Annotated in this window: 9 protein-coding genes; 3 read left to right on the forward strand and 6 right to left on the reverse strand. The window is 44.9% G+C overall.

Annotated features, from left to right (window positions below; translation table 11 throughout):
* Positions 1 to 76 precede the first annotated feature (76 nt).
* Genes ACTNEW_RS08495 through ACTNEW_RS08505 form a run of 3 tightly spaced genes read left to right on the forward strand, consistent with a single transcriptional unit; the run spans position 77 to position 3,472 of the window.
* The gene (locus ACTNEW_RS08495; RefSeq protein WP_441059937.1) at positions 77 to 1,270 is read left to right on the forward strand and encodes a DnaD domain protein; all 1,194 of its coding nucleotides are present in this window, start codon (positions 77 to 79) and stop codon (positions 1,268 to 1,270) included.
* A gap of 24 nt (positions 1,271 to 1,294) precedes the next feature.
* On the forward strand, positions 1,295 to 2,284 hold the full coding sequence (locus tag ACTNEW_RS08500; RefSeq protein ID WP_441059939.1) for an ATP-binding protein: 990 nt from the start codon (positions 1,295 to 1,297) through the stop codon (positions 2,282 to 2,284).
* Between the two features lie 3 nt (positions 2,285 to 2,287).
* Positions 2,288 to 3,472 (forward strand): ribose-phosphate pyrophosphokinase, encoded by a 1,185-nt coding sequence (locus ACTNEW_RS08505; protein WP_441059941.1) that lies wholly within the window; start codon positions 2,288 to 2,290, stop codon positions 3,470 to 3,472.
* 311 nt (positions 3,473 to 3,783) lie between these two features.
* Here the strand turns inward: ACTNEW_RS08505 and ACTNEW_RS08510 are convergent, their stop codons facing one another.
* From ACTNEW_RS08510 to galT, 6 genes are all read right to left on the reverse strand, one after another.
* Positions 3,784 to 4,293, reverse strand: coding sequence for a hypothetical protein (locus ACTNEW_RS08510; protein WP_441059943.1), 510 nt, complete (start codon positions 4,291 to 4,293; stop codon positions 3,784 to 3,786).
* Positions 4,294 to 4,415: 122 nt separating this feature from the next.
* Complete coding sequence (locus ACTNEW_RS08515) at positions 4,416 to 5,975, reverse strand: ATP-binding protein (RefSeq protein WP_441059945.1); 1,560 nt, start codon at positions 5,973 to 5,975, stop codon at positions 4,416 to 4,418.
* 191 nt (positions 5,976 to 6,166) lie between these two features.
* Entirely contained in the window at positions 6,167 to 7,231 is a 1,065-nt protein-coding gene (locus tag ACTNEW_RS08520) for a metallophosphoesterase family protein (RefSeq protein WP_441059947.1), read from the reverse strand.
* A 13-nt stretch (positions 7,232 to 7,244) separates the two neighbouring features.
* Positions 7,245 to 8,636 carry an asparagine--tRNA ligase gene (gene asnS, locus ACTNEW_RS08525; protein WP_441059949.1) on the reverse strand — a complete coding sequence of 464 codons (1,392 nt, stop codon included), beginning with the start codon at positions 8,634 to 8,636 and terminating at the stop codon, positions 7,245 to 7,247.
* A gap of 205 nt (positions 8,637 to 8,841) precedes the next feature.
* Positions 8,842 to 10,791: an InlB B-repeat-containing protein gene (locus ACTNEW_RS08530; protein WP_441059951.1), complete on the reverse strand. Its 1,950-nt coding sequence runs from the start codon at positions 10,789 to 10,791 to the stop codon at positions 8,842 to 8,844.
* A 403-nt stretch (positions 10,792 to 11,194) separates the two neighbouring features.
* On the reverse strand, positions 11,195 to 12,685 hold the full coding sequence (gene galT, locus ACTNEW_RS08535) for a UDP-glucose--hexose-1-phosphate uridylyltransferase (RefSeq protein WP_441059953.1): 1,491 nt from the start codon (positions 12,683 to 12,685) through the stop codon (positions 11,195 to 11,197).
* Positions 12,686 to 12,694: the final 9 nt, after the last annotated feature.

The raw sequence follows: 12,694 nt of genomic DNA on the forward strand, positions 1-12,694 counted from the left end.
TGCCGGCAGAACTGCCGAAACAGGTATCACAGATTCATAAACAACGTTTTTCCATCCAAGAAAGTGAGTGACATTCATGGGTATGATCACACTGAACAGCCCCTCCCGCACGGAGGTTACTGTTATATCCAATTATTTCATCGATCAATACATGCCGGAAGCCAACGGGGAATTTGTCAAAGTATATATCTATCTGGTAAGAATGCTTTCCAATGCCCCGGTTTCTTTCAGCCTGGAAGAAATGGCAGACCGCCTGCTCTGTACAGAGCGGGATATTATCCGCGCGCTGAAATACTGGTCCAAACAGGAACTCATTTTCCTGGATTATGATAACAGCAGAACTCTCTGCGGAATCAGTATTCTTCCTGTAAAGACAAATTCTGAAAACCTTTCCGGCCATTCTGTTTCAGCCAAAAAAATGCCAAAAACCGAAACAGAATCTGTTTCCATCTCCGAAACACCCGAAGGTTCTCAGGACAATTTTTACAGAACTTCCCATGACAATTCCGCTTCCGCCGGTATATTAAGAGAAAACACTCCTCAATACGGAAATATGCCGTCAGAATCCGGGAATTCCGTCCATGTTCCGGATACAGCAGCACTTACTCCGGACCGCATCAAAGAACTCAAGCAGAGCGAGGATATTATCCAGCTTCTGTATATTGCAGAACAGTATCTCGGCAAAACACTGACAGCGACAGAAATGCAGAAGATTCTCTTTTTCTACGACGGACTGAAGCTGTCTGCAGACCTGATCGAATATCTGATCGAATACTGTGTCAGCCGCAACCATAAGAGTATCCGCTATATCGAAACGGTAGCCCTCGCATGGGCAGAAGCAGGCATCACCACCGTGCAGATGGCCAAAGATGCCGGTTCCCGTTTTGGCAAAGATTATTTTACTATTTTGAAGGCGCTCGGTATCAATAACCGGAATCCGGTGGACAGTGAAGTGGCACTGATGGATAAATGGCTGAAAGATTACGATTTCAGCATGGATATCATTCAGGAAGCATGCAGCCGTACGATCATGCAGACCGGCCAGCCAAGCTTTCAGTATGCCGATAAGATCCTCTCCGGCTGGAAGAAAAAAAATGTCCGTACAGAGGATGACATCAAAGTTCTGGATGCGGAACACAAGAAGCGCAAACTCAGCCGTGAAACTGCCGCCAAACCGGCCCAGTCATCCACGCCCAACCGTTTCAACAATTTCCAGCAAAGAGAATATAATTTCGATGAATACGAAAAAAGACTGCTGAATCAATCATGATGATTATAGAAGAAGGAGAATGCCGTGCCGTTACAGAATTATCAATATGACACGATTATGAGGGAATACAGCCGCAGACAGGCTCAGAGCCGGTACGATCTGGAACAGCGGCGTACTGCTGTTTATGAAGAAATTCCGCGGCTCAAAGAGATTGACCGGGAAGTTGCTTCCCTGAGTGCAGACAAAGCCCGTGCTCTCCTCGGCGGTCAGGACTGCGGGCTGGACGACCTGAAGGCTTCTATTACACTGCTTTCCAGAGAACGGATGGATCTTCTGGATGCCAATGGCTATCCGGAGGATTATCTGGAGCCTCACTATGTCTGTCCGCTCTGTCAGGACACCGGCTACATCGGCAGCCAGAAATGTACCTGTTTCAAAAAAGCCGAGATTGAACTGCTCTATGCACAGTCCAATCTCAGAGAAATTCTTGAAAAAGAAAATTTTGACCACTTTTCATTTGACTATTATTCTGATACAATAACAAATGATGCGACGGGACTTTCCGCAAGGGAAACTGCTCTCCGCGCATATAATACTGCAAGAAGCTTTGTACGGGACTTTGACGACCGGTTCCAGAATCTGTTTTTTTATGGAAATACCGGTGTCGGGAAGACGTTTCTCTCCCATTGCATTGCCGCCGAGCTTCTTAAGAGCGCACACTGCGTTTTGTATTTTTCCGCTTTTGATCTGTTCGATCTGCTCGCACAGTCCACATTTTCACGAAAAGCGGAACATACCGATGAGGAACACTTTATTTTTGACTGCGATCTGCTGATTATTGACGATCTGGGAACGGAACTTACCAATAGTTTTGTGTCATCCCAGTTGTTTTTGTGTATCAACGAACGGATTATGCGCAGGAAATCTACCATTATTTCCACAAACCTGAAACTGGAGGATTTTTCCGACACCTATTCCGAAAGAACATTTTCCCGTATTGCCAGCAATTACCAGATGGTGAAACTAATCGGGAAAGACATCCGCATTGAGAAAATATTTTTAGGAGGAAAATAGCAAATGGCACAGTTAAGCACAAAAGATTTGACTACCCTTCCTGTAGGAAGACTCGGACTGATTCCGCTGAAAAGCTGCAGCCAATTAGGAGAGAAGGTAAACGACTGGCTGGTTCAGTGGAGAAAGGAAAGAACACAGCAGCATACCGATCCTTTTGCTTTTGATGGATATCAGAGAGACAATTATATGATTTCCGTACAGACTCCCCGTTTTGGTTCAGGAGAGGGCAAATGCGTCGTATCAGAATCTGTCCGCGGCGATGATATTTATATTATGGTAGATGTCTGCAATTACAGCATGACCTACCGCATGGGTCCATATACCAATCTGATGTCCCCGGATGACCATTTCCAGGATCTGAAACGTGTGATCGGAGCTATTGGAGGCAAAGCCCGCAGAGTCAATGTGATCATGCCATATCTCTACGAAAGCCGACAGAGCAAACGTGTGGGCAGAGAGTCCCTGGACTGCGCCACCGCACTTCAGGAACTGACTGGTATGGGCGTGGAAAACATCATTACTTTTGACGCGCATGATGCCCGTGTACAGAATGCAACTCCTCTCCATGGATTTGAGACTGTTCAGCCTTCCTACCAGTTTATCAAGGCGCTCCTTCACCATGAGGAAGGACTTCACATCGATAATGACCACTTCATGATCATCAGCCCGGATGAAGGAAGTATGAGCCGTGCGATCTATCTCGCCAACATTCTTGGTGTGGATATGGGTATGTATTACAAACGTCTGGATTATTCCCGCCGCGTGAACGGCCGTCACCCGATTGCTGCCTATGAATTCCTCGGTCCGAAGCTTCAGGGCAAGGATATGATCCTGATTGATGATATGATTTCTTCCGGTGATACCATTCTGAAGATTTCTTCTCTTCTGAAAGAACGCGGTGCCGGCAGGATTTATATCTGCTCCACATTCGGACTTTTCACCGACGGACTGGAGAAGTTTGATGAAGCTCATAAGAATGGTGTTTTTGACAAACTTCTTACGACTAATCTGGTTTACCAGACTCCGGAATTGCTGCAGAAGGATTACTATATTTCCTGTGATATGAGCAAATATATCGCCCTGATCATCGATACACTGAACCATGACCTTTCTGTCAGCCACCTGCTGAATCCGGTCGACAGAATCAAACGCTGTGTCAGCGAATATATGTCACAATACGACAAATAAAAATCCGTCAAAACACGTTTGGTTGACAACTGATGTTTTTTAATTTTTTATCCCATAAGAAAGAATCCTGCCCGGAGGACTTTATTTTATCATAGGAAATGCAAAGCACTTTCCTATGATAAAATAAAAATTTCCTGCAGAATCCGATGTTTCATTTTCAACATCTGGTTTTCTACAGGAAATTTTTTTATGATATTGCAAAATATAGTCTTTTGAATTTAAACCCACACAAAACGGGTCATCCAATTAGTGTCACACTCTCCTCGCATTCATGCTGTTTCTTTATCGCATGATAGAGTGTGTTTGAAAATTCACCCAGCAACATCCATCAGGCTCTCACTGGTACGTTCCCGTGCATTGATGGGCTGTCCGCAGTATTCCTGAATTTCAGACGCATAGGATTTGGCATCTTCTACTTTTCCTTTACGGACTAGAACTGCCTTCTCAACGCCCTGATACTGTGCAGGATAACTTTCTGCCACCAGAATATCTCCATAAAGCTTCAGCGTATCCCCTGTATATAACTGATCTTGCGAGATTTCTTTTCCGCTGGTATTATAAAGAGCATTTTCCGGAAGTTCCATGGTAACAAGACCGCCGCCGGCATCTACAAACACATAATCCTCGCCCTTGGCTCCAAGAGCTACATACATCACTTCCAGACCGCCTGCTTCGCTCTCCAATTCCTCTGCTCTCTGCTGTTCCTCCTGCGCCTGCTCTTTCTTTGCCTGTGCGGCAACAAAAGTCCAGAATCCACCGGCCATAGCCAGAAGAGCCAGAACAAGCAGAACCATCAGAGCAATTCTCAGTTTTTCTTTCATATATTTCTTATCCTTTCTATCGAAACTAAATTCCCTGATACATGTCAGATCCCATGTTTCCTGCCGAATCTTTTTTCATTATTCGTTTTACACAATATCGACGATACGGAATTCCCTCTTTTTCATAATACCAGACGATTATACGGAATTCCCTCTTTTTCCAGGATTTCCATTTCCCGCTTGTGGCAGGTACTGATGATCACCTGACGCTGTTCTTTGTGAAGCCATCCAAGTACAGCTGCAAGCCGTTCTTCATCGTACATGCCAAAGACATCGTCCAGTATCACAGGAAAGCGTTCACGGCCACACAGAACCTCTCCTGCAGCCATACGAAGAGCAAAATAAATCTGCTCCATGGTCCCTCTGCTGAGATTCGCCAGAGGAACGGTCCGCTCCTGTGTATTTACCATCATATGCAGACCTTCATCCATAAGGACTTCTGTATATCTGCCTCCTGTAATCTCGCTTAAAATCTGGGAAGTTCGCCTTCTCAGTCCCTCTCCCACATATTTGTGGATATTTGACGAAAGTCTGGTGATCGTGTCCATGGCCAGGTTCAATGCTTCAATTTCCATCTCCTGAGCCAGAGGCAGATACACATTGTCCTGCATCTCCTGATAATCTGTCTGAAGATTTTCCAGTGCTTTTTCTTTTTCCTTCAGTGCCTCATCCAGGTTTTCCCGGTTCCACCTCATTTTTTCCTGCTTCTGTGTCCAGCGGGCTTTCATCCTCTGCCTCCGCTCCAGTTCCTCTGACAGATTTCTGATATGGATACCCTCCCATCCCAGCGCCAGAATTCCCAGAATCCCCACAACTATACGCGGCAGAACAGACCCGGAGAGCACCTGGCCAAGTACAAAAATTCCAGCCAGAGCCACGATAACGGTCGCAAGCAGCGTAGCATAAAATGACTTCTGATTCTTCCGGATTTTCTCAATTCTGGCATCCAGAATCGCCTCGCCGTTCTCCTCTTCTGTCATATGCAGAGAAGTTTCACGGGCACGAAGATCTTCCCTCTGATCATTCAGATTCTGCATCTCACTGCGGATATAATCCATTTTTGCGACAAGCTTTTCCTGTTCTTTTTCTGTTTCCTTCTGCCGCTTCTGTGCCTGCACCTGAAAGCCTTTTCGATTCATTTTCAGCATCTGCATGGCGCGTCCAATATCCAGTTCGCTGTCTCCGGTTCCCTGGTAGCTGGCCATATAATTCTGCAGCTCCCGGACAAGATCCTGGCCGGTCACGCTCTTCAGCTGCGCCACGGAAACGGTATTCTCATATACCACCTCGCTGACGCCTCCAAGAACCGCATCCAGATCTCCCTTTTCCAGATCAAGAACTTCTCCATCATCCTCACAGAGAAACTCCCATGATTGATCTGTTTTATAAAAATTTCTGGTGAGCCGGAAATTCTTTCCTCCATTTTCAAACCACAGAGTTCCTCCAAAAACAGCAGGATTTTCCCATGGCTCATACATACTGTAAATATCTGTTCTGGCGGCTTTTCCGCGCTGTCTCTGAATACCGTAAAACATGCTTTTCAGAAACGTATGCACCGTTGTTTTTCCGCTCTCATTTTCACCGTAAAGCACATTGATACCAGGAGAAAGTTCCATGGTTCTGTCATGGATTTTTCCAAAGTTTTTTATTGTAAAGCGTTTAATGATCATATCTTTTTTCATATTATCTCTGCCACAATCTATATTTTACATACAAAACAATCTTTTACATAAATATCTGCATCAAGCATCTTTTTGTTTCATTGCATCATCTCATCAGTGCCGGAGTATGTGAAAATTCCTTCTTAGAATCTGTCAAAAACAATTTTCAAACATACTCTGGTACATCAATGATCTGCACCACTGATGCCCTTTTATTTCAGATTCATACCGGTTTCCAATAATGCCTGAAGTCCGTAATAAAGCGCTTTCTCCTCCACCAGTGTCATGTCCTTTTTGAGAAAATACGCGATGTAATCGCCTACCAGCGTACCGCTGTACCTCCTGGAAAGAGCTTCCAGATCATAGGCCGGACGGGTCTCATCCAGAATTTCCGCCACATTCCCTAAAGCTCTTAATTTTTCCGGAAAAAGAAGCGTTTCCGGAGCATGCCAGCCCTGCAGGACTACTTTGTAAATGTTCTTCCCTCCGCGCTTCATAATATCCATTTTCATCATCTCTTCCAGAGAGTACTGGGTAGAATCCTCCCGTACGGTAAGCACCAGTTTCTGATAAGAACGGCACGCAAAAGGTACAAATCTTGTACGCACCTGTCCGTTTTCAAACCGTCCTTCTATATATCCGTGCTCTCCCATATCATTTCTGTCGATGGGCTCCAGCGCCCCGCTGTAAGCCATTCTGTCCCGGATCAGAGACTGCGGCTTATGAATATGTCCCATGGCAATATAATCAAATCCTGATGCGCCAAGAGCTGTCCTATCCATCGGAATATGCGTTTCATCTCCGCCGTGGGCCAGAAGTACATGAAATCCATCCTGCATTTCCGGTTTCAGCGAATCATACAGGGGTTCCCGGATTTCCCGATGTTCATAGCTGAGTCCGGTCACATAAACATCCAGTTCTCCGGCTTTTACCACCATCGGAGATTCCCGTTCAAAAAATACCACGTTTGGTTCCCACGGAAATCCGCGGTAAAAAGAATCCTGTGCCAGATAATCGTGATTACCCGCCATCATAAAAATCTGTGTGTCCGGAATTGTAGAAAACAGATAATTGACTTCCTTCAGTTCCCGCAAAAGAGGCTGACGGTGGAACAGATCTCCGGCTATAAATAACAAATCCACCGGATTCTTGCTGATCGAAGCAATCACCCGGCGGAACGTTTCCCAGATCTCTTCCTCCCGCTCCCTGCTCCACGGGCAGCCCCTGTCCGGAACCGCCCCCAAATGCACATCTGCAAGATGAATAAATCTAATCATTCAAAATAACTCCTTATAAATCACAATTCTTCACTGTTCTCGGAAATGGAACCACGTCACGGATGTTGCCCATTCCTGTAAGATACATTACGCAGCGTTCAAAACCAAGACCGAATCCGGAATGACGGGTAGAACCATATTTGCGAAGATCTGTGTAGAATTCATAATCCTCTGCTTTCAGTCCAAGCTCATCCATACGGTTTTTCAGCTTGGTGTAATCATCTTCTCTCTGGCTTCCGCCGATGATCTCACCGATGCCCGGAACAAGGCAGTCCATTGCTGCAACTGTCTTATTGTCATCGTTCATCTTCATATAGAATGCTTTAATTTCCTTCGGATAATCTGTAACAAATACCGGTCTCTTGAAGATCTGCTCGGTCAGATAGCGCTCATGCTCTGTCTGCAGGTCACATCCCCAGAATACTTTGTAATCAAATTTATCATTATTCTTCTCAAGAAGTTCAATCGCTTCTGTATAGGTAACATGTCCGAATTCAGAATTTACCACATGATTCAGACGATCCAGAAGTCCCTTGTCCACAAAAGAATTGAAGAAGTTCATTTCTTCCGGAGCATTCTCCAGCACATAGCGGATCACATATTTCAGCATGGATTCTGCAAGATCCATATTGTCCTGAAGATCTGCGAATGCACATTCCGGCTCAATCATCCAGAATTCTGCCGCATGACGTGTGGTATTGGAATTCTCGGCACGGAACGTCGGTCCGAAGGTATAAACATTGCGGAATGCCTGCGCAAAAGTTTCTGCATTCAGCTGTCCGCTTACTGTAAGATTCGTCTCTTTGCCAAAGAAATCCTTACTGTAATCTACATTGCCCTGGTCATCCAATGGCGGGTTTTTCATATCCAAAGTGGTGACCTGGAACATCTCACCTGCACCTTCACAGTCACTTCCGGTGATCAGCGGAGTGTGCACATATACAAAGCCTCTCTCCTGGAAAAACTGATGGATCGCATACGCACAGAGAGAACGTACGCGGAACACAGCCTGGAATGTATTGGTTCTCGGACGAAGATGCGTCATTGTTCTCAAAAATTCCATGCTGTGGCGTTTCTTCTGAAGCGGATAATCCGATGCGGAAGCACCTTCTACGGAAATCTCCTGTGCCTGGATTTCAAACGGCTGTTTCGCCTGAGGGGTTGCTACCAGGGTTCCCTTTACGATAATGGCAGAGCCAACATTCAGCTTGCAGATCTCTGCAAAATTCTCCATCGTATCATGGTATACAATCTGCAGTGTTTCAAAAAAAGATCCGTCATGAAGCACGATAAACCCGAATGTCTTGGAATCTCTGACGCTGCGCACCCATCCACCGACGGTAACCTCTTTATCCAGGAATTTCTCCCGCTCTCTGTAAATTTCTTTTACTGTAGTAAGTTTCATAATCTATTCCTCTTTCTCTTAATAATCACATAAGGCGAAACAGTCCGCAATATGCAAAAAACTGTCTCGCCTTATAGTATAGACGATTCACGTCCTCAGTGCAAGGCGTAATCCATATTCTGGTTAAAAAATCCCTTCTGTTACAGGTTACAGTGACTGTGCTTATCTCACTTTCAGGAAGCCGCAGCCCTGTTTCCGCCATTTATCAGCCGTTGATTACATCCATGCAGTATTTATAAATCCTCTTATAAGTCTTCGTGGTATAATGCAGACCATCATCAATACCCTCGTCCGCACCATATCGGTTTCTGTCCGTACCAAAACCGGTCTGCAGCAAATAGTGATAGGTATCCATGTAACTGCATACTGCTGAAGAACCACTGCAGAGATTTGTCCGAATGATATTGTTAAAATTCCGCACATCGGCTTCCAGTCTTGCTTTATTCTGCCCAAGAGCCTTGATCATCTCATTATTGATCGGATTTACAGACATATAATACAGAACACATCCTCGGTTCTTCAGTTCCGGTGCAATGCTCCGCAGATAAGTCACATAGCTGTACGCATTACCGAGATCATTGACTCCCAGATTAAAGATGACAAGCGTTTTTGGGGAAAGAAGATCGGCACTGCCATTTCCCACCTGTCTGAGAAGTTCTTCATATCCTTCATTCTGCAGCCAGGTAAGACCCTCGCCTTCTTTACAAATGAAACGGATACCATTCAGCAGATTGTTATTTCCCGGTTTATCCAGCGTATTTTTCATACGGTTCGTTCTGGAATCACCCACAAAAATCACCTGATCATATGCCTGCAGGTTCGCCTGAGGAAGTTCTGCACAGGAATAATCCGGTTCTGTTCTGCGGTCGAAAACCACTGCATAAAATTTCATCGTACCCCGGACATTGGATATGGTTTCTCCCACTTCATATTCCGGATTGACACTCTGTCCGGAAGACTTCGACCATCCCATCATCGTATAATTTGTGGCATTCTTCACACCCGGGAAGGTAAAAGATGCCCCTTCTGCCAGTGTATAAGTCTTATAAACCGCTCCGCTCTTCTTATGAAGAATGACGGTCGCTGCTTTTGTATACACTGCGTACAGATTTACATTTTTGGTGACTTTCAGCTTCGTACCAACTTTATAGGAAGCGGAAGAAGCATTCTTTTTGGTACTCCAGCCGACTCCCACATATCCGCTTTTGGATGGCAGGGAAGGCAGCGTAATGCTGTTTCCGGAAATTGCTTTTTTGTTTAATGCCTTAAATGCACTGCTTGCCGTGCCTGTCGCAGAATAAAACGATACCGTATAATATACATTTTTTTGACGAACGGCATAAAAGGTCATATTTGCCGTTACTTTTACCTTATCGCCGGCTTTGTACTGAGCAGTCTTTCCTTTTTTCACCGTCGTCCATCCCAGGTTCTGATAGCCGGATGCTTTCGGAACCTCAGGAAGAGTCACATAAGAACCTCTGTAGATTTTTTTCGCCAGAGCTGTATAGGCCTTACTGGTGCTTGTGCCGCTGTTGTTGTTAAATTTCACGGTGTATGACGGCAGTTTTTTGCGCACCGCATACAGAGTAAGATTACCTTTGACTGTGATAGTCTTGCCGGCGGAATAAGCAGCTGTTGAAGCATTTTTCTTTGTACTCCATCCAAGACTGCTGTATCCATTCTTCGATGGAACCGAAGGAAGCTTAATCCTGGTACCGCTGGAACTGAGCACTGCCACCCTGGTGGTCAGCGCCTGAAAAGCCGAGCTGGAAGTACCGGTCGATTCCAGAAATGTCACTGTTTTTACTCTGGATTTAACATAACGTACGATGTAAAAATTTGTATTCTTCGTCACAGTGAAGGAAGCGCCAATCTTATATTTCACCGATGAACTCCGTGCTGTTGTCGTCCAGCCGAAATTCACATATCTGCTGCTGGGGATATCCGGAATCCTGATCACTGTTCCAACTTCTGTTTTTATCGTTTTCAGAGGACTTCCGGTTCCGGAATTGTTGTAAAATTTCACCGTACAGATTCCCGCCGAAGAATCATTCGATTCAGCAGCCTGCACGTTTACCCCGAACAGCAGCATCACCGTAAGCAGGATCCAGCCAAACAGATACTTTTTCCTTCTTCCTTTTTCTTTCTGATTCATTCCATCGCTCCTTATCAACTATACATAAAACCCCAATATATAAACTCAGTATAATGGATTTTTCCTTTTCTTTCAAGCCGATTGAGAATTTTTTACAATTTTATCACGAAATTATCACAAAAGTATTTTATTCCATGAACTTTCCGATTCTGTAAAAATAACTTTCCAATGCTGAATTTTTCAACAACACCATCTATATTCTAAAACAGAAAAATCCCTCCTGAGCAGATTTTCATAAATAAAACATAGTACACCGGAAAATCAATGTGTCCGTACCGTACCCTGCTCTGCCTGGAGGGATTCCGTCATTCCTGATCGGAATCACTTCCGCAGGAATAACCTTTCTTCTATTTTACTGCATGGATGCTTTCTTTTCTTACCATCGCCTGCTGCCGGAAAACAATCATAATTTTTCAATAAATCTCATAAATGCTTCTCTGCCCTCCGGTGTACATTTATAAACACCGGCATCTTCCAGAACGTGAGTAAAGACAATGCCCACTTCTTTCTGCAGAATCTCATGGATGTTTTCTTTTGTCACAGAATCATATTTCGGCAGGAATTCTGCCACCCATGCGGCATGTTTCTCAATCTTCTCATTGGAAGCGATATCCCTGCCTTCCAGAATATATTCCTCAAGAAGCTCCAGCTCCTCTTTCAGACGCGCCGGAAGCACGGCAAGTCCCATAACCTCAATCAGTCCGATATTTTCTTTCTTGATATGATGGTACTGCGCATGCGGATGATATACACCGAGAGGATGCTCATCTGTGGTAATATTATTCCTCAGAGTCAGATCCAGTTCAAAGGTATCTCCCACCTTGCGTGCGATCGGGGTAATGGTATTATGCGGTTCTCCGTCTGTCTCAGCGAAAACAAAAGCGTCTTCATCGGTATATCCTCTCCAGACTTCCAGTACATGAGATGCCAGATCAATCAGGCGTTTCTCATCCCTGTGACGGATACGAAGCACAGACAGCGGCCATTTCACAATTCCAGCCTCTACATCCTCAAATCCCGGAATAGTCACAGGTTTCTCAATCGGAGCCTTTGCCATGGCGAACGTATAATGACCGCCCTGGAAATGATCATGGCTCAGGATAGAACCGCCAACAATCGGAAGATCTGCATTGGAACCCAGGAAATAATGCGGGAAAAGTTTCACAAAATCAAACAGTTTCACAAATGTATTCCGCTCGATCTTCATCGGTGTATGCTGGCTGTTAAAAACAATGCAGTGCTCATTGTAATATACATACGGAGAATACTGGAAGCCCCACGGACAGTCGTTGATCGTGATCGGGATAATCCGGTGATTTTCTCTTGCCGGATGATTCACTCGCCCTGCATAACCTTCATTCTCCGGACAGAGAAGGCATTTGGGATAACTGCTTGCTTTGGCATTTTTTGCGGCAGCAATGGCTTTTGGGTCTTTCTCCGGTTTCGAAAGATTAATGGTAATATCAATATCACCATATTCGCTTTTTACAGTCCATTTCTGATCCTTTTTTACACGGTAGCGACGGATATAGTCACTGTCCTGACTTAATTTGTAAAAATAATCTGTTGCCTTTTCCGGATTTTCCTCATATCTGTCCCAGAATTCTTTCTGAACCTGGGCCGGACGGGGCATCAGGCAATTCATCAGACGGGTATCAAAAAGATCACGGTAAACAATGCTGTCCTCGATCAGCCCTCTTGCAACGGCCTCGTCCAGAAGCTCTTTCAGTGTCTCTTCAAGCTCTACATCTGCAAAAGTTTCCTCTGGCTCCACATATTCTTCTTCCTTAAATACATCCAGAAGAAGATTGATCGTATAATTCTTTTCGCAGGCTGGTGTCAGTCCGGTTTCGATTCCGTACTGCACCAGTTTTCGGATACTGCTGCTCAGCATAAGTCTTTT

This window comes from Blautia sp. HCP3S3_G3, assembly GCF_052063365.1.
GTDB lineage: Bacteria > Bacillota > Clostridia > Lachnospirales > Lachnospiraceae > Blautia_A.

Bases quoted from the DNA above. Each gene is read 5' to 3' on its own strand.
- asnS (WP_441059949.1), bottom strand. From the start codon at position 8,636: ATGAAACTTACTACAGTAAAAGAAATTTACAGAGAGCGGGAGAAATTC.
- ACTNEW_RS08530 (WP_441059951.1), bottom strand. From the start codon at position 10,791: ATGAATCAGAAAGAAAAAGGAAGAAGGAAAAAGTATCTGTTTGGCTGG.
- ACTNEW_RS08510 (WP_441059943.1), bottom strand. From the start codon at position 4,293: ATGAAAGAAAAACTGAGAATTGCTCTGATGGTTCTGCTTGTTCTGGCT.
- ACTNEW_RS08505 (WP_441059941.1), top strand. From the start codon at position 2,288: ATGGCACAGTTAAGCACAAAAGATTTGACTACCCTTCCTGTAGGAAGA.
- galT (WP_441059953.1), bottom strand. From the start codon at position 12,685: ATGCTGAGCAGCAGTATCCGAAAACTGGTGCAGTACGGAATCGAAACC.
- ACTNEW_RS08520 (WP_441059947.1), bottom strand. From the start codon at position 7,231: ATGATTAGATTTATTCATCTTGCAGATGTGCATTTGGGGGCGGTTCCG.
- ACTNEW_RS08495 (WP_441059937.1), top strand. From the start codon at position 77: ATGGGTATGATCACACTGAACAGCCCCTCCCGCACGGAGGTTACTGTT.
- ACTNEW_RS08515 (WP_441059945.1), bottom strand. From the start codon at position 5,975: ATGAAAAAAGATATGATCATTAAACGCTTTACAATAAAAAACTTTGGA.